Source organism: Novosphingobium sp., assembly GCF_965229225.1.
Classification (GTDB): domain Bacteria; phylum Pseudomonadota; class Alphaproteobacteria; order Sphingomonadales; family Sphingomonadaceae; genus Novosphingobium.
The window spans coordinates 1,843,714-1,866,382 of the sequence record NZ_OZ245867.1 but is presented as its reverse complement, the minus strand read 5'-3'; the positions used below and the strand labels follow the sequence as shown (position 1 = coordinate 1,866,382).

At 63.0% G+C, this 22,669-nt stretch carries 24 protein-coding genes; 14 read left to right on the top strand and 10 right to left on the bottom strand.

Annotated features, from left to right (window positions below; all coding sequences use genetic code 11):
* Positions 1–297: 297 nt before the first annotated feature.
* Both ACO06X_RS08500 and ACO06X_RS08495 read right to left on the bottom strand, forming a co-directional pair.
* Positions 298–1,077, bottom strand: a complete 780-nt coding sequence (locus ACO06X_RS08500) for an SDR family oxidoreductase (RefSeq protein ID WP_421839489.1) — start codon at positions 1,075–1,077, stop codon at positions 298–300.
* Entirely contained in the window at positions 1,074–1,403 is a 330-nt protein-coding gene (locus ACO06X_RS08495) for a nuclear transport factor 2 family protein (protein WP_421839488.1), read from the bottom strand. Before ACO06X_RS08495 ends, ACO06X_RS08500 begins: the two co-directional genes overlap by 4 nt.
* 106 nt (positions 1,404–1,509) lie before the next feature.
* Here ACO06X_RS08495 and ACO06X_RS08490 point away from each other — a divergent pair, with 106 nt between their 5' ends.
* Positions 1,510–2,415 (top strand): LysR family transcriptional regulator, encoded by a 906-nt coding sequence (locus tag ACO06X_RS08490; RefSeq protein ID WP_421839487.1) that lies wholly within the window; start codon positions 1,510–1,512, stop codon positions 2,413–2,415.
* Positions 2,416–2,437: 22 nt separating this feature from the next.
* Here the strand turns inward: ACO06X_RS08490 and ACO06X_RS08485 are convergent, their stop codons facing one another.
* On the bottom strand, positions 2,438–2,869 hold the full coding sequence (locus ACO06X_RS08485) for an organic hydroperoxide resistance protein (RefSeq protein WP_421839486.1): 432 nt from the start codon (positions 2,867–2,869) through the stop codon (positions 2,438–2,440).
* A 36-nt stretch (positions 2,870–2,905) separates the two neighbouring features.
* Positions 2,906–3,922: an alpha/beta hydrolase gene (locus ACO06X_RS08480; RefSeq protein ID WP_421839485.1), complete on the bottom strand. Its 1,017-nt coding sequence runs from the start codon at positions 3,920–3,922 to the stop codon at positions 2,906–2,908.
* Positions 3,923–4,035: 113 nt separating this feature from the next.
* On the opposite strand from ACO06X_RS08480, the gene ACO06X_RS08475 reads away from it, so the two are divergent.
* Positions 4,036–4,500 carry a MarR family winged helix-turn-helix transcriptional regulator gene (locus ACO06X_RS08475; RefSeq protein WP_421839484.1) on the top strand — a complete coding sequence of 155 codons (465 nt, stop codon included), beginning with the start codon at positions 4,036–4,038 and terminating at the stop codon, positions 4,498–4,500.
* 409 nt (positions 4,501–4,909) lie between these two features.
* Here the strand turns inward: ACO06X_RS08475 and ACO06X_RS08470 are convergent, their stop codons facing one another.
* Both ACO06X_RS08470 and ACO06X_RS08465 read right to left on the bottom strand, forming a co-directional pair.
* The gene (locus ACO06X_RS08470; protein ID WP_421839483.1) at positions 4,910–5,638 is read right to left on the bottom strand and encodes a putative DNA-binding domain-containing protein; all 729 of its coding nucleotides are present in this window, start codon (positions 5,636–5,638) and stop codon (positions 4,910–4,912) included.
* Positions 5,639–5,834: 196 nt separating this feature from the next.
* Complete coding sequence (locus tag ACO06X_RS08465; protein WP_421839482.1) at positions 5,835–6,287, bottom strand: cupin domain-containing protein; 453 nt, start codon at positions 6,285–6,287, stop codon at positions 5,835–5,837.
* Between the two features lie 247 nt (positions 6,288–6,534).
* Here ACO06X_RS08465 and ACO06X_RS08460 point away from each other — a divergent pair, with 247 nt between their 5' ends.
* The 5 genes from ACO06X_RS08460 to ACO06X_RS08440 are packed head-to-tail and all read left to right on the top strand — an operon-like array spanning position 6,535 to position 11,264.
* Positions 6,535–7,356, top strand: a complete 822-nt coding sequence (locus tag ACO06X_RS08460) for a 3-hydroxybutyrate dehydrogenase (RefSeq protein WP_421839481.1) — start codon at positions 6,535–6,537, stop codon at positions 7,354–7,356.
* Between the two features lies 1 nt (position 7,357).
* Complete coding sequence (locus ACO06X_RS08455) at positions 7,358–8,683, top strand: NAD(P)/FAD-dependent oxidoreductase (RefSeq protein WP_421839480.1); 1,326 nt, start codon at positions 7,358–7,360, stop codon at positions 8,681–8,683.
* Entirely contained in the window at positions 8,667–9,818 is a 1,152-nt protein-coding gene (locus ACO06X_RS08450) for a patatin-like phospholipase family protein (protein ID WP_421839479.1), read from the top strand. The genes ACO06X_RS08455 and ACO06X_RS08450 overlap by 17 nt, the downstream gene beginning before the upstream one ends.
* Before the next feature lie 47 nt (positions 9,819–9,865).
* Positions 9,866–10,567, top strand: a complete 702-nt coding sequence (locus ACO06X_RS08445; protein WP_421839478.1) for a redoxin domain-containing protein — start codon at positions 9,866–9,868, stop codon at positions 10,565–10,567.
* Positions 10,557–11,264 carry a peroxiredoxin-like family protein gene (locus ACO06X_RS08440; RefSeq protein ID WP_421839477.1) on the top strand — a complete coding sequence of 236 codons (708 nt, stop codon included), beginning with the start codon at positions 10,557–10,559 and terminating at the stop codon, positions 11,262–11,264. The genes ACO06X_RS08445 and ACO06X_RS08440 overlap by 11 nt, the downstream gene beginning before the upstream one ends.
* On the opposite strand, the gene ACO06X_RS08435 is transcribed toward ACO06X_RS08440, so the two are convergent.
* The 3 genes from ACO06X_RS08435 to ACO06X_RS08425 are packed head-to-tail and all read right to left on the bottom strand — an operon-like array spanning position 11,253 to position 13,702.
* A complete protein-coding gene (locus ACO06X_RS08435) occupies positions 11,253–12,149 on the bottom strand; it encodes a LysR family transcriptional regulator (protein ID WP_421839476.1) in 897 nt (298 codons plus the stop codon). The two genes, ACO06X_RS08440 and ACO06X_RS08435, sit on opposite strands and share 12 nt — an antisense overlap.
* A 26-nt stretch (positions 12,150–12,175) precedes the next feature.
* On the bottom strand, positions 12,176–13,168 hold the full coding sequence (locus ACO06X_RS08430) for a YeeE/YedE thiosulfate transporter family protein (RefSeq protein WP_421839475.1): 993 nt from the start codon (positions 13,166–13,168) through the stop codon (positions 12,176–12,178).
* A gap of 27 nt (positions 13,169–13,195) precedes the next feature.
* The gene (locus tag ACO06X_RS08425; protein ID WP_421839474.1) at positions 13,196–13,702 is read right to left on the bottom strand and encodes a DUF302 domain-containing protein; all 507 of its coding nucleotides are present in this window, start codon (positions 13,700–13,702) and stop codon (positions 13,196–13,198) included.
* Positions 13,703–13,911: 209 nt separating this feature from the next.
* Between ACO06X_RS08425 and ACO06X_RS08420 the strand changes: the two genes are divergently transcribed.
* Positions 13,912–14,112 (top strand): hypothetical protein, encoded by a 201-nt coding sequence (locus ACO06X_RS08420; protein WP_421839473.1) that lies wholly within the window; start codon positions 13,912–13,914, stop codon positions 14,110–14,112.
* Positions 14,113–14,269: 157 nt separating this feature from the next.
* A complete protein-coding gene (locus tag ACO06X_RS08415; RefSeq protein WP_421839472.1) occupies positions 14,270–15,040 on the top strand; it encodes a retropepsin-like aspartic protease in 771 nt (256 codons plus the stop codon).
* 278 nt (positions 15,041–15,318) lie between these two features.
* On the opposite strand, the gene ACO06X_RS08410 is transcribed toward ACO06X_RS08415, so the two are convergent.
* On the bottom strand, positions 15,319–16,215 hold the full coding sequence (locus tag ACO06X_RS08410; RefSeq protein ID WP_421839471.1) for a LysR family transcriptional regulator: 897 nt from the start codon (positions 16,213–16,215) through the stop codon (positions 15,319–15,321).
* Positions 16,216–16,331: 116 nt separating this feature from the next.
* On the opposite strand from ACO06X_RS08410, the gene ACO06X_RS08405 reads away from it, so the two are divergent.
* The 5 genes from ACO06X_RS08405 to ACO06X_RS08385 all read left to right on the top strand — a co-directional run bounded on the left by ACO06X_RS08405 (position 16,332) and on the right by ACO06X_RS08385 (position 22,668).
* On the top strand, positions 16,332–16,871 hold the full coding sequence (locus ACO06X_RS08405; protein WP_421839470.1) for a hypothetical protein: 540 nt from the start codon (positions 16,332–16,334) through the stop codon (positions 16,869–16,871).
* A gap of 50 nt (positions 16,872–16,921) precedes the next feature.
* On the top strand, positions 16,922–18,253 hold the full coding sequence (locus tag ACO06X_RS08400; protein ID WP_421839469.1) for an MFS transporter: 1,332 nt from the start codon (positions 16,922–16,924) through the stop codon (positions 18,251–18,253).
* 2 nt (positions 18,254–18,255) lie between these two features.
* Positions 18,256–19,188: an alpha/beta hydrolase family protein gene (locus tag ACO06X_RS08395; protein WP_421839468.1), complete on the top strand. Its 933-nt coding sequence runs from the start codon at positions 18,256–18,258 to the stop codon at positions 19,186–19,188.
* Positions 19,189–19,480: 292 nt separating this feature from the next.
* Positions 19,481–20,113, top strand: coding sequence for a tyrosine-type recombinase/integrase (locus ACO06X_RS08390; RefSeq protein WP_421839467.1), 633 nt, complete (start codon positions 19,481–19,483; stop codon positions 20,111–20,113).
* Between the two features lie 383 nt (positions 20,114–20,496).
* A complete protein-coding gene (locus ACO06X_RS08385; protein WP_421839466.1) occupies positions 20,497–22,668 on the top strand; it encodes a TonB-dependent siderophore receptor in 2,172 nt (723 codons plus the stop codon).
* Position 22,669: the final 1 nt, after the last annotated feature.

The following is a 22,669-nucleotide window of genomic DNA, read 5'->3' as shown; positions in this document are numbered from 1 at the left end:
GATCGAAAACCAATCTGCCGCTTCCGACATCTCTGGATGATGATCGTACAAAGGGCCGATCTTGGGACGAAGCCGTCGTTCCCTCGTCGCGCGTTGTACGGCAGGTTCTTTCCCAAAACCCGACACCCAGATTTCGCCCGCCTGGCCAAGAACTCCGACCAGGCCAGTTTATGAAAGGCTGGCCCTGGGCGGGAAGGAGGCTTGGGCCGACACATTTGGTTGCTGAGCAGCTTCTCGATAGGATCACCAGTCGCAGCGAGCGAATGTTGTGGTCGCGTCGTGGACTCGGAAATAACATCAGGCCGTCGGCACGGTCCCGCCATCGATCACATATTCAGTGCCGGTGATCGTGCCGGCGCGATCTGATGCGAGGAAGGCAATCAGACTGGCAATTTCTGCGGGCTGTGATGGGCGGCCGATCGGCACTCCGCCGAGCGATTGCATGATCATCTGCTTACCCTGCTCCACGTTGACGCCGTGCTCGGCGGCCAGCCGGCGCGCCAGATCGATCGACGATTCGGTTTCGATCCAGCCGGGCGACACCCGCACCACACGCACGCCTTGGGGCGCGACCTCCTTGGACAGACTTTTGCTGTAAGTGGATAGGGCCGCCTTGGCCGCCGCATAGGCGGTGGTCGCATCAGGCAGGGGCAATTCGCGCTGAATCGATGTGACGTGGATGACCACTCCGGAGCCGCGCGCCGTCATGGCCGGAACCAGCGCGCGATCGAGCCGAACAGCGGGCATCAGATTGAGATCGAGCTCACTCTGCCAATGCGCCTCTCCCAGCGCCTGATAGCCACCTGCGGGCGATGAGGAACCGCCCAGCATGTGCACGATGATATCGACCCCGCCGAACCGCTCCAGCACCGCGTCGGAGACCGCGGTGCATCCTGCACTCGTTGTCAGGTCGGCGGCAATGAACCGCGCGTCCGGCATGTCGGCCGGCTTGCTGCGTGCCGTGGTGAGTACGCGTGCGCCTAGTTCTTCGAACAGCGCAACGGTGGCAGCTCCTGCCCCACGGGTGCCGGAGGTGACAAGGGCGCGCTTGCCCTCCAGCGTCAGGAACGGGCTCATGGGACGATCTCCAGCTCGGCGATCCGGTCTCCTTCGGTGACGAACCGATAGCGCAGATCTACCGGGCTGCCGGGGAAATTGCCGAAGAGGCGGCTGGTGACGACGGTGTGGTGGCCATCCTGTGCCATCGCGAACGGTTCGACCGTGTAGGTGTACTGGGTGGAGGCATGCGCCATCCACTGACGGATCGCCTCGCGCCCGGCATAAGTGTTGCCTTCGTCGATCACGATGGCATCGGGCGTGAAGCAGGCGGCAATCGATCCGGCGTCGCTGGCTTTGTCGGCAGCGAAATAGCGGGCGATCGGGTCGGGCAGATCAAGGCTCATCAGCATTCTCCGGTTGGGTTCGAAAATGACCGACACCGGAATAGGGCTTTGACGTCGTCCGCATAAGCGGGATAAATAGGGACAAGGAATTTCGAGAAATGGGACAATGCGCAGCTACAGCCTTGCTGATTTCGATGCGGTGCTGGCTATCGGGCGCAGAGGCTCGTTCCGCGCGGCCGCGCTCGATCTTGGCGTGTCAACGACCGCGCTCAGCAACATGATTGCCAAACTCGAAAGCCAGCTTGGCGTGCGCCTGTTCAATCGCACCACGCGCAGCGTTGCGCTGACGGATGCGGGGCGCCGGTTCATCGAACAGGTCTCGCCTGCTCTCACGGATATTCACCAGGCGCTCGACACGGTTCGCGCGCAGCAGGATACTCCTGCCGGCACCCTGCGGATCAACACTTTCGCCACCGCCGGGCGCGAGGTGCTTGGCCCGTTGGTGCTCGAATGCCTGAAGCGGTTTCCCGAGATCCGCATCGATCTGGTGACCGAGGGCAACCTCGTGGACATTGTTGCCCATGGTTTCGATTTCGGCATCCGCAGCCGGAATCTCGTGCCCAGCGACATGATCGCCATTCCGCTAGGACCGCCGCGTCGTCACGCTGTGGTCGCCTCACCCGACTATCTGGCGGAGCGCGGCAAGCCTCATGTTCCGGCGGACCTCGCCAGACACGACTGCATCCGCACGCGGCTGCCCAATGGCGCGCTGCTGCGCTGGCAGTTCGAAGCCGAAGGGCAGCCGGTGCAGGTGGATGTCGATGGCCCGCTTACGCTCGACGAGGCCAGTCTGGCGCGGATCGCTGTGCTCGCCTCCGTCGGAATCGGCTATTTCATGGAATCCGATGTGCGTGAGGATATCGCGGCGGGAAGGCTGGCGCGGTTGCTCGCGGCGTGGACACCGCCGCTTGCGCCGATTTGTCTCTATTACCCCAGCCGCCGCAATCCGCCGGCAGCCTTCCGGGTCTTTGTTGAACTCGCGCGCGAACTCGCACGGGCGGGGGCCGAATAGAACGGCCATGACCTACCGGGCATCACGCCTCGGTCGTAACCTCGAGGCGGACCTCGATGTTGCCGCGCACTGCATGGGAATACGGGCAGACCGTGTCGGCTTCGGCCACGAGAGCTTCAGCTTCGGCGGGGGCAAGTCCGGGCAGCGCGATGGCGAGGGTCACGGCGAGGCCAAAGCCTTTGTCCGCGCGCGGGCCGATGCCGACCGTGGCGCTGACACTGGCATCGGCGGGCACATTTGCATGTGTGCCCTGCGAGCCGACGAACTTCATCGCACTGAGGAAGCAGGCAGCATAGCCAGCGGCGAGCAGCTGTTCGGGGTTGTTGCCCTTGCCGTTGCCGCCGAGCTCCTTCGGCGTCGCGAGCGACACTTCGAAGCTCCCGTCATCGGTGCGGGCGCGGCCATCGCGGCCGCCAGTGGCGGTGGCGCGGGTGGAATAGAGGATCTTGGTCATGGGAATGGTCCTTTCTGCTTCGGAGGTTTGTGGGGATCAGTTGCCAAACGCGCCGCGCAGGCGTGCGGCACCAAGGGAGATGGCCGCGCGGGCCGGTTCACTGCGGGCCAGGGGATTGAGCATGACGAAATCGTGGATCGTGCCATCGAAGCGAGTGGTGGCGACCGGCACCCCGGCTTCAATCAGGTGGCGACCATAGGCCTCGCCCTCGTCACGCAGCAGATCGTTCTCCGCCACGATGATGGTTGCCTCGGGCAGACTGGACAGCTGACTCGTCGTGGCGCGCAGCGGGAAGGCGAGCACGTCCTTGCGGTTTTCAGCCGGGTAGTTGGCCTCGAGGAAGTAATCCATCGCCTTGCGGGTCAGGAACGGGCCCTTGCCGAACTCCCGGTACGAGGCATCGTTCGAGACGTCGTCGGTCACCGGATAGAACAACAGCTGGTGGCTGATGTGCGGCCCGGCGCGATCCTTGGCCATCATGGTCACGGCAATCGCCATATTGCCGCCCGCGCTGTCTCCGGCCACCGCCAGCCGTGTGCCGTCGATACCAAGGTCCGCACCATGGGCCGCAACATATTCGAGGGCGGCATAGGCCTGCTCGTTGTTCACCGGATAGCGAACTTCGGGAGCGTTGTCGTATTCGACGAAGACCACCGCCGCGCGGGCCTGTACCGCCAGTTCGCGGATGAGGTGATCATGCGTGTTGCGATCGCCCATCACCCAGCCGCCGCCGTGATAATAGAGCACCGCGGGCAGATTGCCCCGGGCATCCGCCGGACGGACCAAGCGGATGCGCACCGCGCCGGTGGGGCCGATTTTCCAGACCAGATCCTGCGTGGTCGTGGGGGCAGAGGCTTCCACCTTGTCGTGCTGCACCCCGGCCAGAACGGCGCGGGCATCGACATAGGTCCGTTCGTAGATCGGCTGCCCGGCGGCGGCAGCCTCGGCAAAGCCCGCGGCGGCAGGTTCGAGCGTCTGCGCAAGCACAGTTGCGGGCGACAGGGCCAGCAGGGCGCTGGAGGCGAGGGCGGAGAGCAGGATGGACTTGGTCATGGCTTGGCTCCCTATTTATATCGCTCACGTTTAGATCGTGTGCGATATAAATAGCCTGATGAGTCGCACTGTCAACCCTTGCGATTTAATCGCGTACGATTTATATTGCGGGCATGACCCAAGCCCCCCCCTCTGCCCCTGAAGGCAATCCGCTCGACCAGTTCCTTTGCTTTTCCGTCTATGCGGCGGGATTGGCGTTCAACCGCGTCTACAAGCCGCTGCTTGATCCCTACGGCATCACCTATCCGCAGTATCTCGCGCTGGTGGCGCTGAGTGACAAGGACGGCCAGACGGTCAGCGAGCTAGGCGAGCGGCTCCATCTGGAATCGAACACGCTCACCCCGCTGATCAAGCGGCTCGAAGCAGCCGGCTTGGTGACTCGCACGCGCGACAAGCAGGATGAACGGGTTGTCCGCCTGGGCCTGACAGAGGCCGGCAGCGACCTTGCCAGGACAGCTCTGGGCTGTGTCCCAGCTCAAGTCCTGAAAGCGACCGGCATGGACCAGATTGCGCTGGAAAAGCTCAACAACAGTCTAGCTACGCTCGGTGTCGCGCTCCGAGACACCGCGGGCCGATAGGGGGTGATCGTCTGCCTGCCCGTCGCGAGGAATGCTATCGACGGTGTTCATGCTCTCAATTCTCCCCGCCCAGGTATGACACCCGCAGGGAGCAGGGTGAGCAAAGTGCTCCACGCCCCCACTCGAACCATCGTTGCAGATGCATGAACGCCGACAGTCCAAGATCCCTTTGCTGAGGTTCCGCTTCCGGATGCCGCCGAAGGCGAACGCCGTATCTTGGGACAAAACAGTCATTCCTTCGCGACTTGCGCAGCGGCACTTTCCTCACCAAAACCCGCCACACAGATTTTGCCTGACCAGCCTCGCAGCGCGACCGCAACGGGGTCTTACGCTGAATACTGGTTGCTGGCGTTTCTAAGTCGGATGCGGATCCTTGAAAGTAGGTGGCCTATGTGTGTTGCCGTTTTCCTCAGACACCAGCCAGCGCAGCGAAGGCTCCGCAAGCGGCCAGCCGGTTGAGGCAAACGCCCACATTGGCATCCGGGTAAAGCTGGCTCGCGGCCTGGGCTGCATGGCCAACTGTTTCACCCATCCGCAGCCCCACTAGAAGGCGGTGGCTTGGGGGATCGAGTTCAAAGCCGACGACGTCTGCGCCTTGACGGGCAAAGATCGCGCCTCCCGATCGGCGCTCCGGCACAAACCTCTCCTCGCATCCGTTGCGGTAGGCAAGCCAGATTGTCATCGCTGGCGTCGCAAGCCACGCGAAGCGCGTTGAAGGATGAGCCTTCAGCTTGAGCGCGCCCTGCTGTTCGGGTGGCAACCTTGCGAGATCCTCGATGGACAATGCCGGTCCGTCTGGGGCGCTCAGCGCTTCAATGTGGAGCAGCTCACAGCGCGCGACGTCGGGCAAGCAGGGCAGCACACGGCTCCCCGCTTCTCGCGCCAGCCATTCGGGGAAATCGCGAAACAAATGCGCAGCAGGCCGAATGTCCGGCAAGCCGTGCCGCACAAAGGCCAGGGCAAGGGCCTCGAACTTGCGGGCACCGACGATCTCGCGGGTGACCGGAAAACTGCCGGCAAGGACATCGACCGCTCGCAGCAGCACCGGATTGCGATAGACCTGTATCGACGAGGCCATCGGCAACGGCTGACTGCGCTGGTCGGCAGGGTCCTTTCGGAGCGCTGCAAGTTCAGGCATCCTCTTGATCCTGTTCTGTGGTGGCCGCGATGGCTCAGCCGGCCTATCCGTTTTCACGCTTCGCCCGCGCAATCGTATACCGGCGTTGCTTGCGTTGGGAGCGGCGCCCCGTCCGCAGGGTGCGGGGGGTGGGGACAGGGCGCCGCAGGTACCGGCCGAGGGGTCAAGTCGCCGGACCGAAGTGACGGCATGCGCCTTACATCTGGTGGAATACGTCCGAACTGAGCAGCGCAGCAGGTTCGGTGCCTTCATTGATCCACCAGTGCGAAATGCCATCGGCTTCGCGGGCGATATCGCCTGCGTGGTGGACGATCGGCACTGCGCAGCTGCTGCGATGCTCGGTGATCTGGCCGCTGACAGTGATGATCAGGGCCGGGCGATCCTTGTGGGCATGCAGCGGGACAATGCCGCCGGGCTGCACGACGAGGCGGCGCGTGCGCAGCAACCGGCCCTGGACGCCGATTTCCTTGGCCAGATCGATTGAACCGATCACGGTGTCGGTGACGTCCTTGGGCATGGTCGGCGCACCGGTCAGCGTGGTGGTGGCAGGCACTTCCCCTCCCTGCGGGCAGTCGGCCGCCACGGCCGGGGTGGCCAAGGCAAGCGGTGCGGCAACTGCCAGTAAAGAAACGAGCGTAGTCTTGAGCATGGCGACAATCCTTGTTCGAGGTTCCTGACCTCTGCGGAAACAGCGGCGAGAGGCTGGCCCCTCGACCCCATCAGTTTCCTTCGCCAAGCTCTGCGCTTCCAATCGGTTTGCCGCATCGAAGCCATGCCGACCCCACATGGCTGGCCCGGCCATAACAGCGGTGCATGGAAAGCCGAAGTAATCGGCATTTCAGCTACCACACTGAAAAAGCCACCTTCTGGCAGTCACTCCAACCGGAGATTGCCTCATGAATATTGCACAACCCGCCTGCGAACTCACCACTTGCCGCCCGCTCGAGGGCCAACTCGCCGTGGTCACCGGCTCCACCAGCGGTATCGGGCTGGGCATTGCCACGGCATTGGCAGGTGCCGGCGCCAATGTGGTCCTGAACGGCTTCGGTTCGCGCGAAGAGATCGCCGCAACGATCGCCTCGCTCGGCGAACTGGACGTCGAGGTCGAACACGATGCAGCGGACCTGCTCAACACCGGAGGCGCCGCAGCGCTCGTCGAAGGCGCGATCGAACGGCATGGCCGGATCGATATCCTCGTGAACAATGCCGGGATCCAGCACGTCAGCCCGATCGAGAGCTTTCCTGTCGAGCGCTGGAATGCGATCCAGGCGCTCAATCTTGGTGCCGCCTTCCACACGGTACGTGCCGCAATGCCGGCGATGAAAGCAGCCGGGTTCGGCCGGATCATCAACGTCGCATCCGCGCACGGTATGGTCGCCTCGCCCTTCAAGAGCGCCTATGTCGCCGCCAAGCACGGCGTGCTCGGCCTCACCAAGACCGTCGCGCTCGAGGTTGCCCGCGACGGCATCACCTGCAACGCGATCTGCCCCGGCTATGTGTGGACCCCGCTGGTCGAGCAGCAGATCGCCGATACGGCCAGGGCGCGCGGGCTCACCCATCAGCAGGTCATCGAAGACGTCCTGCTTGCCGCCCAGCCCAGCAAGCGCTTTGCCACGGTCGAGGAAATCGGCGCTCTTGCGCTGTTCCTCGCCGGTCCGATGGCGTCTTCGATCAACGGCGCGGCAATCCCGGTCGATGGCGGCTGGACCGCGCAGTAGGATGAGCGAGCGTTATCCACCCGGCGGCCCGCGCGTGGTTGTGGTCGGAGCCGGTTTCGGCGGTCTTGCCGCAGTGCAGGCGCTGGCGCGGGCTCCGGTCGCGATCACCCTGATCGACCAGCGCAACCATCACCTGTTCCAGCCGCTGCTCTATCAGGTCGCGACTGCAGCGCTGTCGCCGGCCGATATCGCCGGGCCGATCCGTGCGATCCTCGCCGGGCAGGACAACGTCCGCGTCGTGCTCGATATCGTGATCGGAGTGGACCGCGATCGGTGCGAAGTGCTGATGGCGAGCGGCAAGCGCGCGGCCTACGACTGGCTGATCATCGCCACCGGCGCGCGGCACAGCTATTTCGGGCGTGAAGATTGGGCCTGCCATGCGCCCGGCATCAAATCGATCGAGGATGCGACGGCCGTGCGGCGCAAGGTCCTGCTCGCGCTGGAACAGGCCGAGACCGAAACTGACCCGAACCGGCGCGAGGCTCTGCTCACCTTCGTGGTGATCGGTGGCGGCCCGACCGGGGTCGAGATGGCCGGCGCGATTGCGGAACTGGCGCAACGTTCCGTCAACCGCGATTTCCGTTCGATCACGCCACATTGCTCGAAGGTTATCCTGATCAATCTTGCGCCGCGTCTGCTTGAAACATTTCCTGCAGACCTTTCGGCTGCGGCGCTGGCGGACCTTGAACGCCTGGGCGTCGAAGTGCGGCTTTCGACAGCGGTCGAACACATCGCCCCCGATCATGTCGTTGCCGGGGGGCAGACGATCCACACCCACACCGCGATCTGGGCGGCCGGCGTCGAAGGATCACCAGCCGCGAGCTGGCTGGGGGCCGAGGCTGATCGCGCCGGCCGCGTGAAGGTGGACGGGGCATTCCATCCACTGGGCCAGGAGCGGATTTTCGTGATCGGCGACACAGCAAATTGCCCGGGCAGCGATGGTCTTCCGCTGCCCGGGATCGCCCCGGTCGCCAAGCAGCAGGGCAAACATGCCGCACGGGTAATCATCGCCGAGTTGCTCGGCCGCTCGCCGCCGCGGTTTCGGTATCGCAACTACGGCAATCTCGCGACGATCGGGCGCAGTCACGCTGTTGCCGATCTCGGCCGCGTCCGGCTGCGCGGGCTCTGGGCCTGGCTGCTGTGGTCGACGGTGCACGTCTATTTTCTGGTCGGCTTTCGCAACCGCTTCGTGGTCGGGCTGAACCTTGCCTGGAACTACCTGACCTTCGCGCGCCACGCCCGGCTGATCACGGGCGAGCCCGCCGGCACCAATCCCGTTCCCTCGTTTCACCTTCCGCACGGAGAAGACTATGTCCAAGCTGCATGATGAACTCGCCGAACGCGGCCAGATCGTTCTGGTTTTCCAGGGCGGCGGTGCGCTCGGGGCCTATCAGGCAGGTGTCTATCAGGCACTCCACGAAGCGGGGGTCGAACCGGACTGGGTGATCGGAACCTCGATCGGTGCGATCAATGCTGCACTGATCGCAGGGGCGCCTAAGGACGAGCGGATCGCCCGGCTCGACGCGTTCTGGAGCCGCGTGGCGACCAGCAAGTTCATGGGTCTGCCCCTGCCGGACTGGACCGGCCTCCCCATCCGCAACATGATGACGATCGCCAGCGGATTGCCGGCCTTCTTCAGCCCGCGTCCCCTGGCGTTTACCAACCCGTTCCTGCCACTGGGCGCTAATGCCTCTGCCTACTATTCGGTCTCGCCGCTGCGCGAACTGCTGGGCGAGCTGATCGATTTCGACCGGGTCAACACAGGCGCCATGCGTCTCTCGGTCGGCGCGGCAAAGGTCCAGTCTGCGGAGATGGTCTATTTCGACAGCCGCGCCGAGCCGCTCGCCGTCGATCACGTGCTGGCCTCTGGCGCGCTGCCGCCAGCCTTCCCGGCGGTGCGGATCGACGGGGAGCTCTACTGGGATGGCGGCATCCTCTCCAACACCCCGGTCGAGGCCGTGTTCGACGACGAGCCGCGCCGGAGCGGAACGGTCTTTGCCGTCCATCTGTGGAACCCGCATGGGCCCGAACCGGATTCGATCTGGCAGGTGATGAACCGCCAGAAGGACCTGCAGTATTCGAGCCGTGCCGCGCAGAACATCAAGCGCCAGCGCCAGCTCCACCGGCTGCGCCATGTGGTCACCGAGATCGCCAAGCTGGTGCCCGACACGGCCGCCTCTGCCGAGCGGCTGGCCGAACTGCGCGGCTATGGCTGCGAAACGCGGATGAACGTCATCCGTCTGCTGGCCCCCTCGCTCGATAACGAGGATCATTCGAAGGATATCGATTTCAGCCCGACCGGCATTCGCCTGCGCCGTGAGGCCGGATACCGGCACACGCGCGAGGCGCTGGCGCAGGCGCCGTGGCGCAAGGAGATCGAACCGCTAGACGGACTCGTGCTGCATGAGATTCGCGGCGGCGAGGTCATCCGCGCTGCGGGCGCGGTCTCAACCACCTTGTAGTCAATGCGGTGCGATCCGCATAAAGTGCGGGTCTACAGGAGTAGAACATGACCCATCCTCTGGTCGCGGCGCTCGACGAAACCTTTCGGAAAGTCAGGGACAAGGACTGGCCGCTCGCCGACCGGCTGCGCGCGATCGCCGAAGAGGTGCGCACCCGCAGTCCGGAATTCGCGAGCGCGGTCGATACGTTCGTGAACCGGCTCCAGGCAGCGCAAGCCGGTACCGGCGCTCCGCAAGTGGGGCAGCAGATGCCGCGCTTCACCATGCCCGACCAGAACGGCAGCCTCGTCTCGCTCGACACCATTCTCGAGCAGGGCCCGGCAGTCCTCGCGTTTCATCGGGGGCACTGGTGCCCCTATTGCCGGATGAACATGGTCGGCCTCGCTGAAATTCAGGATAGCCTTGGCGATGCACAGATCGTCGCCATCTCGGCCGAGCGCCAGCAGTACACGCAGAAGCTGCGCGCAGAATCCGGCGCCCGGTTTCCCTTCCTGACCGACCTCGACGGCGGCTACGCTTTGACCGCCGGGCTGGCGATCTGGGTTGACGAAGTGATGGCCGCGATGATCGCGGGGGCCGGCTGGGACATCCCTGGCTATCAGGGTGGTTCGGCCTGGATCCTGCCGGTCCCTTCCGTGTTCATCCTCGACCGCGAGGGCATCGTGCGGACGCGCCATGTTGATCCGGACTATCGCCGCCGGATGGAACTGGATGCGATCATTGCAGGAGTGCGGGCGCTTGCCAATTGAACCGGGCAAGGGAACTCGATCTGCAAAGAGCCCGCTCAGGTTCGGTCAACATGCGCCTTCCCTCAATGATCGGCTGGACACCATCGCCGCCGACCTGCGCGCCCGCGACCCGGACGGCGCCGAGGTGGTTGACCGGTTCATTGCCCGGCTGAAAGCCGCCTGCATCGGCGATGACACACCCGCGGCCGGAGAGGCGCTGCCGTTCTTCATCATGCCCGATCAGGATGGCCGGCTGACCTCGCTTGATGCGTTGTTGCGGCAAGGGCCACTGGTCCTGGTGATTCACCGCGGCCACTGGTGCCCCTACTGCCACGCGACGCTGTCCACTCTTGCCGAGCTGCACAGCAGGCTTCTGCCAGCGAGGATCGTCGCAGTCTCTGCTGAAACCCAGCGCTTCACTCGCCGGATCCGAGCAGAAACCGGTGCACAGTTTCCGTTCCTGAGCGATGTCGACGCCGCCTATGCCGAGACGATCGGGCTGGCTGTCACCATCGAACCACCGCTGCGCGACCTGCTTGAAAAGTCGGGCAAGCGGATCCCCGATTTCCAGGGTGGACGACGCTGGGTTCTGCCGGTTCCGGCGGTTTTCCTGCTCGATCAGGACGGCATTGTTCGAGCGCGGCACGTCGATCCCAACTATCGGCGCAGGATGGACGTGGATGTTCTGCTGGAGGCAGTGGCGAAGCTAGCTGGCTAGCCGCGCCTCCCAATCGGCAGACCGGACCAGACCCAGCAGCGCCGTCGCCTCGCGCGAACGGGCCCGACCTGCAATCGAGTAGACGGCGACCGTCCTGCGCAAGTCGAGGCCGGGGCACGGCATATGTCGCAGGCCGCCCGAACGGAAACTGCTGCGCGGCAGGATCGCGATACCGAACTTCGCTTCGACGAGTGTTTCGAGGTCCCGGTTGCACGTGACCTGATGCGCATCTTCAAAGCGAATCCCGGATGCTTCAAGCGAAGCTGGACTGAGTTCGGACCCGTCTTCCTGCGCATGGACCAGCAAACGCGAGCGCTGCAGGAGTTCGACCTGCAGCTCGACGTCGTTGATCGTTGAAAGGGCATGGTCGTTGGCGATCACCAGATCGAAGGACTCGCTGAACATCGGCCAGGTATCGAGCCGGTCCCAGCTGTCTCCCAGGGGACCACCGAACGCGAGCTCGATTTCACCGGACTTGAGCCATTCGGCAATCTCCTTGCCACCACCCCGCCGGATCACCAGCTGGAGCCCTGTGAAAGCACGCTGAAGTTCGGATAAGGCGAACAGCACCACTTCGACATCGAGCGTCAGTGAAACGCCGATTGCCAGCGTCGCAATATCGCCAGCCTTGACCTTGGCGGCGAGGGCCTTGGCACCCAGCGCGCTTTCGTAGCACTGGGTTAGCGGCGGCAACATCCGCGTGCCGAGGTCGGTTAGGTGGCTGAGCCGACCTTCGCGGCGAATCAGTTCACCGCCCAGCTCATCCTCGAGCTGCTTGATCGCGCGGGTCAGCGCCGGCTGCGTGACATTGCAGGCCTCCGCCGCGCGCGTGAAATTGAGTGTCTTGGCTACTGCCAGAAAGTAGCGGACCTGTTGCATCTCCATGGTGTCGCTTCCCCCAAATCCCCGGACTAGGCTTGATTCTTGCGAAGGATCGGACCAGCGAGTCGCAATCTGCGCAATCTCGGGCCGGCGAGCAAGCCCGTCGCGATGCCGACGACCATCATCGCTATCGCAAGCCAGGCATGTGGCTGCAGCCCGGGCAGACCGGCCAGAATGAGGTTATCGTTGCCACCAGGGACCAGCGCGCCGCCGAGACCCATCAGGGCTCCCCCGGCAAGGCAAGTGAGCGAGCGGCGCACTGAGAACGGCGCAAACGCCGCCGTTCTCCAGCCACCGGCTATCGCGCCGCCGATCAGCGCGAAGAGGAGCAGGATCGTGCTGGAACCGGGCAGTGCGCCGCTGTGCGCCGCCCGGCCGAGCGCCTCGGTATAGGTCCAGGGGCCAGCGGCGACGCAGAGCACCACAAACGTGATGCCGATTGCGATTGTGGCATGGCGATAGTCCCAAACGCCCGCAATCGGCGTTTCGGCACGGCGCACTGCCAGGATCTGCCGACCGCTTGCTGCGAGGCTTGCAGCGAACAGCAGCGAGAGGGCAAGAGCAACGGGAAGCGAGATCGGCGCCGCCATGGAAGGCGCGGCGAAGGCGCCGGCAAACCGGGCGTGGAGCAAGCTCCCCAGAAAGAAGCCCGGCGGGGTCAGCAGGAAATGGAGGTCGCCTTTCCCGATGCGCGCTATAGCCCCGAATACGCAGGCCTCGTTGAGCCATGCTCCGAGCCCGAGCAGGGCGCCACCGAACACGACACCGAGGCTGGCCGGATATTCGGGGCTGGCGGCAAAGCGCAGCCCAGCCGCACGTACCGCCACCCCCAGCGCCGCCACCCACAAACTGCATTCGAGCAGGGCGAGCAGCCGTCCGAGGCGGCGTTCGGAGAGCACTTGTCCAACTGCCGCGACCATGCAGGTCCCGCCATGCTGGATCGAAAACCCCATCACCGCGGCGCAGAGCAACGCCACGACGAGGATGACCGGATGTGCCGGATCGGCGAGCCCGCCCGTCATTACCTGTTCCCCGCTCCCGTCATGGCATCAGGGGTTGGTCGCGGCGCTTGCGATCGACATGGCCACCTCGCTCGCCATCTTGAACTGAGGATCCTTGTCGGTGATGCCATAGCGCTTGGCGATAAAGCCAAAGTCGCTCCAGGCCACCCAGACACTGCCATCAGCCTGTTCCACCACCAGCATGCGCACAGGCCAGTCGAGACCGGCGTAGGGGTTCGACTGAAGGAACTGCACGCCCAGCGGCGGATTGCCGAACAGCACCAGCGTGGAGCGTGCCGTCTTGAGATTGGCCTGTGCGCCAAGCCCGGACTGGTCGATCGTGTCGAAGAAGCGGATGCCCTTGGCCTGCACATCCGCCTTCAAGCGGACTAAGGTCTCGTCAAAGTTGTTCGCGCTCTTGAGGCGGACGACTCCAGTCGCGGGCGCAGCCGACTGGCTGGCTGCAGGCGCAGCGGTCTGAGCAGTGGCCGCGCCGGGGCCCGCCGCAAGGGCCGCAGCCATGAGCACGAGGACAGGGCGAAATCGAGCGGTCATCAGGAAGTCCCCTTCAATGCAATTGATCGCCTGACGTCTCCCACCGGTTCCGTGCTCGCTCAAATGCTGTTGGAGAATAGGTTCCATGCACAATGCTGATTGCCCGGCGTCCAGCTTGCTCAGTCCCTATCGATCCGATGCGGTCGCGGCATTTCACGCCAAGCCGTTCTTGCAGCAGGAGACCTGCATCGAATTGAGAGGAAAGCTTCATGACCATGCAGACTTCGTTTCCGCCCAAGGTGCCGGGCGCGGCTGACGGCGCGCGTGATTGCGCCATGCCGACAGGACACACACTGAGGCCGGAACTTGCCGCGTTCTACGTCCTCCGCGCGAAGGACAGGTTCCCGCCGCAGCGGATCGCCATAAAGGGTGTCCTCGCCGAACTGGCTCTTCATCGGGGTCGCGATTGAGCTTGTCAGCCCTGCCGGTTCCGTAGGAAACTAGGGGCTAGCGCAGTGGCGAACGGGAATGCGAGCAAACCGTCGACAGTTTGTCCTAAGTGCACTGGCAGGTCTCGTCGCTGGCCTGCCGGGTTCGGCGCGTGCCGGCACGGGTGGCGCAACAGCCATGACCATCCGCAGGCACAGGCTGTTCATCCCTGCCGAGATCAACGGCCATCGCGTTCAGGCGCTGCTGGACTCGGCTGCCGAACTGACGCTGCTCGACCGCGCCTTTGCGCGCAGACTGGATTTGCTGGGAGGCACCAAAGTCGATGCCAAGGGATCGGGTGCCGGGAAAGTTGGCGCAGAACTGATCGAGGCCGTGACGATGACCGCGCCCGGGATAATCCGGCACACCGGTCCTGCCGCCGCCATCGATCTTGGCGATGTATCCCGGCGCCTCAATGGTGCTCCGATCGACGTCATTCTGGGGCGCGACTATTTTGATCTGGTGCGGCTGGAAATCGACATTGATGCCCGGCGGCTTCGACCGCTTGCGCCGGATGAACCGGCAAGAGGTCTCCTGTTTCCGCTCAAGACAGCGTTCGGCGTCGAGACCATCATCGTCAACGCCGAGGGACACGGTGCCGAAGCGACCATCGATCTGGGCAATGGCGGCAATCCGATGGTCAGCCGCGCGTTCGCCGCGCACATTGGTGCGTTTAACGATGGCCGTGCGATGGGCAAGAGCCGCGGCGGCGGGACCGGCGGCGAAGCGGAGCGCGTGCACTTCATTCTCAAGGCCTTGAGTATTGGCCCGAAAAACTTCGTGGACATCCCCGTCATCGTCGACGTTGGAGAGGGCGCAACCGATATGAACATCGGTACATCGATCTTGCGGCGCTTTGTGGTAACGACCGACTTTGCCAATCATCAAGTCTGGCGGTTACCAAAGTGAGCCTTGCCAGCAGCTGACCGGAGATTTTGTGCCAGGGATTTAGCGAGCAGGCGAGGAGGCAAATTGCTGACTGCCGAGATCTGGTCGACTGCAGCTGAAGCCAGTCTCCGAGTTTTGGGACAAAGCTGCCATTCCCTCGCGATGTCCACAGCGGCGGGTTCGTTGCCAAAACCCGACTCTCGGTTGGTGTCTTTCGGGGCGCGAATCGTGACAACGACGGAGTCGTCTCATCAACTGCGGCATTGTGGTGGAAAGAGAATCAAGAGTTGAACGATGCATTAGTCGGATGCTCGGCAAATGCGGCGCACGAGTTCGCGTAACCAGCGATGAGCCGGGTCGGTATCGAGCCGTGGATGCCACAGCAAGGCAACGGTAAACGGCTCAAGCGGAACAGGCATCTCGAAGGTCGCCAAAGCGAACCTCAGGCCAGCAGTATGCCGCTCCGGAACGGTGGCGATCAGGTCGGTGTCTCTTGCCAACGCAAGGGCTGCCGAGAAACCATCAACGGTTGCAACGATCGTGCGATGAAGTCCCGCAGCGGCAAGGAGATCGTCTATTCCCCCAAGATTCAGCCCTTGCCGCCATGCGACAACATGACACCAGTCGACGTAGTCGGCGGGTTGGACGATCTTTCCGGCGAGCGGGTGGTCCGCGCGAACCACTCCAACATAGCGGTCGGTGAAAAGCGCCTGCGACCGGACCTCCGGGCCTAGGGTCCCGGAAACCACGCCCGTCTCCAGATCGATGCTTCCGTCACGCAGGCCTTCACTGCTCTTATCCAGCTTGCGCACAAAGCGTAGTTGCACATCGGGCGCTTCTTGCTGGACCTGAGCGATAAGCTGGGGTCCGAAGGTTTCGGCAAATCCGTCGCTTGTGCGCAAAGTGAAGATCCGCCGCAGGGTTGCGAGTTCGAGCCTGTCTGTCGGCCGAAGAATTGCTGTCGCTTCCTCGACCACTTCGCGCACTTTTGCCGCCATTTCCAAGGCACGCGGTGTTGGAACGAGGCCTCGACCCGCCCGGACAAGCAATTGATCGCCGGTTACCTCGCGCAGCCGGGTTAGCGTACGGCTCATGGCTGAAGGACTGAGATTCAACCGTCGGGCGGCGCCGACGACGCTGCCCTCGGCGAGCAGCACATCGAGGGCAACAAGCAAATTGAAGTCGGGCAGGGACACGGTGCCGGTCCCTAACTCAATAGTGCATCAAACGCAAATATATCGTGCAACCAATGCGTCTTCTGCATGGTTCCGAAGCGGCGTAAAGCGCGTCTCGCACTCATCGGAGACGCATGATGACTAATAGCAGCCTGGACCGATTTATCGCTGCCGTTCGCGCGGATTGGGGGCAGATAAGCACTCGCCTTGTCCGGCAGTGTCGAGATCATCTCGATCAGTTGACCGCCAGCCCCGAGGCCGAAGACTGGCTGGCCACCCTTGTTGCGGAGCGCCCCGCAACGCGCGAGTTGCACCGCGAGCCGGGCAGTTTCATGCTTCTGGCTCACGCCGAGCAGGGGGGACTATACCGACCTCCCCACGACCATGGCCGCGCGTGGGTCGTCTATGCCGTGCAGTCGGGTGAGCTCGAAATTGGAACATATGCTCGGGTGGCCGGTCCGGATGGTGACAGGCTTGTTCGGCGTGAGACGACGGTCCTGAAACCCGGGAACGCTCGAGCCTATCTGCCCGGCGATATTCATGACACGCGGTGCCTGACGCCGCAGGCTCTCGTTTTCCGTTTCACCGAGCGTGACTTGAAGCACGAAGATCAGGTCGATCACCAAATCACGCGGTTTGTCGAACGGGATGGCGAATGGTTCGCCCCGATCGCATGAGCCGGTGGAGGTCACGGGACGCCCTAAGCATTCTTGCGGTTCTGTCCGCGATGGCGCTGGTTGTGCTCGATGCGGGCCTGATCAACGTCGCATTGCCCAGTCTGGCGCGATCCCTTGGCGTCGCACCAGCTCAGATCATTATGGCGGTCAGTTGCTATCAGGCTGCCCTGGTCGTTGGCCTGCTGCCATCCGCCCATGTGGCAGAAAGGTTCGGAGAACGGCGTGTGTTTATCGCCGGTCTCCTACTGTTCACGGCGGCGTCGGTTGGCTGCGCCTTTGCGGTCAATTTGCCGATGCTTCTCATTGCCAGGGTGCTTCAGGGCCTTGGAGGGGGAGCGATCATGGCTCTTGGTGTAGCGCTGCTCCGCAGTGCGCTCGGAACCGACCGCCTTGGCATGGCTATTGGCTGGAACGCGCTTACTGTCGCGGTATGCGGTGCGGCCGCACCGTTCTGCGGGGCAGCCATAGTGGCAATCGCGCCTTGGCCTTGGCTGTTCATGATCAAGCTCCCGCTGGCTGCCGTTTCGCTGTTCGCTGCAATGGCTTTGCCCGTGGACAAGCACCAGGCATCTCACATCGATCTCGCGAGCCTCTTCCTCCACGCGTGCACCTGCTGCGCGTTCATGGTGGCGGCACAGATCGGCGCGGACCATGGTTGGGTGGCAATTTCGATCGCAGCGCTGGCGATCGTGTCGGCGACAATGATGTTTCTGAGGGGCAGACATGCCAAGCAACCGGTCTGGCCGATCGATCTTCTGGCGGTGCGTCCTCTGCGTATCTCGGTTGCGGCCTCGATCTGCTGTTTCACGGCGCAATCGGCTGGTCTGATCGCGTTACCATTCTATCTTCAATTGAACCTTGGCAGCGGGCCGCTCGGCGCGGGAACCATTTTGAGCCTCTGGCCGCTGACAGTCGCCGCGACGAGCGTGGTCGCCGGCCGGCTTTCGGAGCGCTTCGGCTCTCCCATGGTCTGCGTCATGGGGGCAATCGTTCTCGGCTCAGGTCTCTTGCTCTCAACGCTGCATACTTCGAACATGTTCGCGCAGATGGCTGCAGGCGCGGCTCTATGCGGGCTGGGATTCGGGCTCTTTCAGGTACCGAACAATCGAACGCTGTTTCTCACTGCCCCGGCGTACCGCAGTGCAGCTGCCGGTGGTTTGCAAGGCACGGCGCGGGTCGTTGGACAAACCGTAGGCGCAATGTTGATTGGGTGGTTATTCACCACGGCGTCCACTCCGAAAGCTCCAATTCTCGGGTTTGCGATTGGCTCTCTGTTTGCCTTTGCAGCTGCTGCGATCAGCAGTCTTGCATTGGTTGAGCGGGCGGAGCCTAAATTTCGAAAACTGAGAAATGTCATGGCTCAGACTATTGGTGGAGAGTGAACATGAAGCACTTGATTTGCGCGCTGGCCCTTTTCGCGATTGCTGCGCCATCTGCCGGCGAAGCGCAGCAGGAAAGCCATTCTTCTGCTACTGATGCGGTGACGGTGCAGCAGTCGGTTGCGGAGGACCCGGGGCACGCTCCGATCCCGCTTGTAATCTGGTCGCCGGCGAGCGGAACCAGCCTGCCCATGATCCTCATTTCGCATGGAACAGCAGCGGGTCCTCTCAGCCATGTCGATACCGCAAGGGCATTGGCGGCTGCGGGTTTTGTGGTGGTCGCTCCGATGCATCCCGGGGACAATTTCCAGGACGACTCGATTGTCGGAAAGTCGGCCTGGTTTGTTGATCGGTCCCGGCAGGTTCACCAAACTATCAGTGACATGCTTGAGAAGTGGTCGGATCACAGCCGTATCAAGCCCAAAGCCATAGGCATCTTCGGCTTTTCCGCGGGAGCGACGACCGCACTTGTCTCGATCGGGGGAAAACCTGATCTCGCGCAGGTGGCGGACCACTGCGCCAAATCCCCCGAGTTCGTTTGCAAGATCCTGGCGCCTCGCGCCGCGGATCAGGCGCCTCAGTTCATTCATGATGACCGAATTGCTGCTGCGGTGATCGCTGCACCCGGCTTAGGCTTCGCATTCGAGCCGAACGGATTGAAGGAAGTTAGAGTCCCGGTCCAGTTGTGGACGGGTGAAGCGGATCAGACTGTCCCCTACGCCAGCAACACCGCTATCGTGCGCCGCCTGCTCACCTCAGACATTGATTTCCACAACGTACCGAACGGAAGCCATCTCTCGTTTCTCGCACCGTGTAACGCCGAGACACCTCGGTTTCTGTGCCAGGACGAGCCGAATTTCGATCGCGCAGCGTTTCACGTAGTTTTCAACCAGGCGCTGACCGCATTCTTCCAAGCGAAGCTCTTGCCGGGCAGGTGATGGCCTCTCTGGCGGAGGCGACATTTTTGATTCCAGTAGCCCACTCTGGGAACCGGGATCGCGGGGGCAAATGAAGTTGCTAGGGAATCTGTCATCCCGGTCTTCAACCTGAAGCATTCATGGGCGCGGTCAAAGCGCGGTCAGAAAGCGCTTGGACGGCTTTTGGTCGAAGCAGACTGACATTTTGGCGGTCGAAAGCGACCGGGATTGGTCGACAGGAGCCTCGCAGCATTTCCTACGGGGGCAACCTGACGTTCTTCCGATGGCCAATTTTGGCCAACGGAGAATGAACATGGAATTGCCTGATACCGAACACACATCCCCCAAGCGCCAGGTCTGGAACGCTGGGCGCACTGTAGGAGCGAAGCGGGCGCTGAAGCCGAAGCAAATTTGGGAGATCAGATTCTACCTTAATCAACGCCGCCGCTTTCGAGATCGGGCCTTGTTCGACCTGGCTATCGACAGCAAGCTGCGTGCCTGCGACCTCGTGCAGATGAAAATCGGCGACCTTGTGAGCGGTGGGCAGATCCGAACGCGCGCGATTGTCATGCAGCAGAAAACGGGAAGACCTGTTCAATTCGAACTGCTCCCCGACGCCCGGAACAGCCTCTTGGCGTGGCTTGAACGCCGCGGCGGCACGGTGGACGACTATGTCTTTCCAAGTCGGGTTGATTACAGCGGCCATCTGAGCACCCGCCAGTACGCCCGGCTTGTCGATGAATGGGTGACTGGGGTTGGTCTGATGCGAAGTGACTATGGCACCCACTCGCTTCGCCGGACGAAGGCGTCAATCATCTATCGGGCGACAGGCAACCTGCGCGCCGTCCAGATCCTCCTCGGCCATAGCAAGATCGAGAATACGGTCCGATACCTCGGAATTGACGTGGAGGATGCACTTGCCCTCGCCGAGAATACTGAGATCTGAACCGTTGGCTCCTCGTTGCTGGCGAGGGGCCAACTTCGCCGGGCCGGGGACAAACCCGTCATGCCATCCATATGAGTTTAGAGGCAGCTCCAAAGCTGAAACCTGACGCCCTGCGAACGGTCCGTTGGGAGAGAATTGCGATCACAATTCGGTCGATCGGACCGCTAGCGAGATCTGACGTGAGGACCGGCGGATCGGAACGGGCGGCTGCCGTGAGGCTGCGTCGACCCCCTCAACATCGATGCTGGCAAGCAGGGTGGGGATACAACCCGGGAAACGGCGGTTCGTTCAATATGAAATGTAACTGAGAATCATTTGCATTAGCAAATAGTCACTGGCATAGGCGAGGCGCCCTCAAGCAACAGACCTGAAAGACTCCATCGATGCCAACGCTTGCTTTCGTTCTGCTCGCCGCAGCAGCTGGCGCAACACCCGGAAATGCCGACAATGCTGCACCGGCGACGACTTCGGCCGCAGATGTCGCAAGCACTGAAGCGACCAGTGAAGCGCCAGGGCGCGATGCAACGATTGTGGTGACCGGTCAGCGCACCGAAGGTCGAGAGGACTACGGTGTGAAAGAGCAGCGCACCGCCACCCGTCTGCCGCTCAGCCAGCGCGAGACGCCCCAATCGGTCAGCGTGGTCACCCGCTCGCAGATCGAGGACTTCCAACTCAATGACGTCAACCAGTTGCTGGCGACGGTTCCCGGTGTCAGCGTGCTCGCTGCGGAAACCGACCGCGTCTACTATTCGGCGCGCGGCTACGATATCCAGACATTCCAGATCGATGGCGTGGGCATGCCGTTTGCGTTCGGCATCCAGACCGGCTCGCTCGACACAGCGATCTACGACCGCATCGAGGTGGTGCGCGGTGCGCCGGGCCTGCTATCGCCCACTGGCAATCCGTCGGCCGTCGTCAACTTCATCCGCAAGCGACCCCATCGCGATGCACGCGTGTCTGCATCGGCGCAGTATGGTTCCTACGACAATCTGCGGCTCGACGGCGATGTCAGCGTGCCGCTGACCAATGGCGGGTCGGTGCGTGCTCGCGCGGTGGGTGCCTACCTTGATACTGAAAGCTACCTTGATCGCTACCAGCTGCGGCGCTGGACCGGGTATGGCATCATCGAGGCCGATCTTGGCCCAGATACGGTTGCAAGCGCGGGTTATGCCCACCAGAACCACCGCAGTCAGGCGGCCCAATGGGGCGGGGTGCCGCTCTATCATACGGATGGAACGCCCGTCGAATTCGCACGGTCGGACAACACCGGGCCAGACTGGGCTGGCTGGCAAGTCACCGAACGGCAGGCTTTCGGCGATATCACGCATCACTTCGGCCCGGACTGGGCCGCGACGCTCACCATCCTGCGCCGCGCCAACAACGAGAACAACAAGCTGTTTTATGTCTATGGCAATCCCGAACGCGCAACCGGGCTCGGCATTCTCAGCTATCCTGGCGCGTTCCTTGGCAGCACCCGCAACCTGACCATCGACGCGCATGTATCGGGCAAGGTCTCGGCAGGCGGGCGCCAGCACGACGTTCTTGTCGGCTTCGTGCGCAGTGCCGAGCGCTATCTCCAGAACTCGGCCTATGATTTCAGCGCCATCGGCATTTCGGTACCGCTGGATCAGCTGTTTTCGGGCACTTTCCCGGAACCGGACTTTCCTGCCTTCACAGAAAGCCTGAACATCAACCGGCGGCAGGAAACTGTCTATGGCCTCGCCCGTCTGCATCTTGCCGAACCGTTTCGGCTCATGCTGGGCGGAAACTACACCCGCGCGCGCAGTGCCGGAGTGTCCTACGGCGCCGAGCAGAACTACAATCGCAGCAAGTTCCTGCCCTTCGTGGGGGCCACGCTCGATATCGCCCCGCGCGTGACGGTCTATGCAAGCTATGCCACCATCTTCAATCCGCAGACCGAATACGATGCGAACAACCGGCTGCTCGATCCGATCGAAGGCAACAATCTCGAGGCAGGCATCAAGGCAGAGCTGGCGCAAGGGCGGCTTCTGGCCACTGCTGCCGTGTTCCGCGCACAGCAGGACAACACCGCGCAGGCGGCTGGGTTCGATACGGTGCGGGGCCGCACGATTTATATCGGGGTGGATTCAAGGTCCGAAGGTGTGGAACTCGAACTGGCCGGATCGCCGGTGCCCGGCCTGCAACTGACCGCCGGCTTCACCGCGATGCGGATCAGCAACGAGGACGGCACGCCCGCGAGAACGTTCGTGCCGCGCACGACCGCCAAGCTCAACCTCGCCTACTCCCCGCCATCGCTACAGGCGCTCAGGCTGGGGGCTTCGCTTCAATACAATGGGCGCTTCACGCTGAACAGCGGCGCGCTCTCGTCGACGACTGGCCAGCCGATCATCCTCGCGCAGGATCGCTATGTCGTGCTCGATCTGCTGGCGAGCTATGCCCTGACCCCTCACGTCTCGCTCAGCGCTAATGTCCGCAACGCAACCAATGCGAAGTATCTGTCGTCGCTCACTTTTGGCCAGAGCTTCTATGCTGCGCCGAGGACCGCGCTCGGCACGCTTACCGTGCGGTTCTGAC

Coding starts and splice junctions, on each gene's coding strand:
- ACO06X_RS08500 (WP_421839489.1), bottom strand. CDS start 1,077: ATGAGCCCGTTCCTGACGCTGGAGGGCAAGCGCGCCCTTGTCACCTCC.
- ACO06X_RS08495 (WP_421839488.1), bottom strand. CDS start 1,403: ATGAGCCTTGATCTGCCCGACCCGATCGCCCGCTATTTCGCTGCCGAC.
- ACO06X_RS08490 (WP_421839487.1), top strand. CDS start 1,510: ATGCGCAGCTACAGCCTTGCTGATTTCGATGCGGTGCTGGCTATCGGG.
- ACO06X_RS08485 (WP_421839486.1), bottom strand. CDS start 2,869: ATGACCAAGATCCTCTATTCCACCCGCGCCACCGCCACTGGCGGCCGC.
- ACO06X_RS08480 (WP_421839485.1), bottom strand. CDS start 3,922: ATGACCAAGTCCATCCTGCTCTCCGCCCTCGCCTCCAGCGCCCTGCTG.
- ACO06X_RS08475 (WP_421839484.1), top strand. CDS start 4,036: ATGACCCAAGCCCCCCCCTCTGCCCCTGAAGGCAATCCGCTCGACCAG.
- ACO06X_RS08470 (WP_421839483.1), bottom strand. CDS start 5,638: ATGCCTGAACTTGCAGCGCTCCGAAAGGACCCTGCCGACCAGCGCAGT.
- ACO06X_RS08465 (WP_421839482.1), bottom strand. CDS start 6,287: ATGCTCAAGACTACGCTCGTTTCTTTACTGGCAGTTGCCGCACCGCTT.
- ACO06X_RS08460 (WP_421839481.1), top strand. CDS start 6,535: ATGAATATTGCACAACCCGCCTGCGAACTCACCACTTGCCGCCCGCTC.
- ACO06X_RS08455 (WP_421839480.1), top strand. CDS start 7,358: ATGAGCGAGCGTTATCCACCCGGCGGCCCGCGCGTGGTTGTGGTCGGA.
- ACO06X_RS08450 (WP_421839479.1), top strand. CDS start 8,667: ATGTCCAAGCTGCATGATGAACTCGCCGAACGCGGCCAGATCGTTCTG.
- ACO06X_RS08445 (WP_421839478.1), top strand. CDS start 9,866: ATGACCCATCCTCTGGTCGCGGCGCTCGACGAAACCTTTCGGAAAGTC.
- ACO06X_RS08435 (WP_421839476.1), bottom strand. CDS start 12,149: ATGGAGATGCAACAGGTCCGCTACTTTCTGGCAGTAGCCAAGACACTC.
- ACO06X_RS08430 (WP_421839475.1), bottom strand. CDS start 13,168: ATGACGGGCGGGCTCGCCGATCCGGCACATCCGGTCATCCTCGTCGTG.
- ACO06X_RS08425 (WP_421839474.1), bottom strand. CDS start 13,702: ATGACCGCTCGATTTCGCCCTGTCCTCGTGCTCATGGCTGCGGCCCTT.
- ACO06X_RS08420 (WP_421839473.1), top strand. CDS start 13,912: ATGACCATGCAGACTTCGTTTCCGCCCAAGGTGCCGGGCGCGGCTGAC.
- ACO06X_RS08415 (WP_421839472.1), top strand. CDS start 14,270: ATGACCATCCGCAGGCACAGGCTGTTCATCCCTGCCGAGATCAACGGC.
- ACO06X_RS08405 (WP_421839470.1), top strand. CDS start 16,332: ATGACTAATAGCAGCCTGGACCGATTTATCGCTGCCGTTCGCGCGGAT.
- ACO06X_RS08400 (WP_421839469.1), top strand. CDS start 16,922: ATGGCGCTGGTTGTGCTCGATGCGGGCCTGATCAACGTCGCATTGCCC.
- ACO06X_RS08395 (WP_421839468.1), top strand. CDS start 18,256: ATGAAGCACTTGATTTGCGCGCTGGCCCTTTTCGCGATTGCTGCGCCA.
- ACO06X_RS08390 (WP_421839467.1), top strand. CDS start 19,481: ATGGAATTGCCTGATACCGAACACACATCCCCCAAGCGCCAGGTCTGG.
- ACO06X_RS08385 (WP_421839466.1), top strand. CDS start 20,497: ATGCCAACGCTTGCTTTCGTTCTGCTCGCCGCAGCAGCTGGCGCAACA.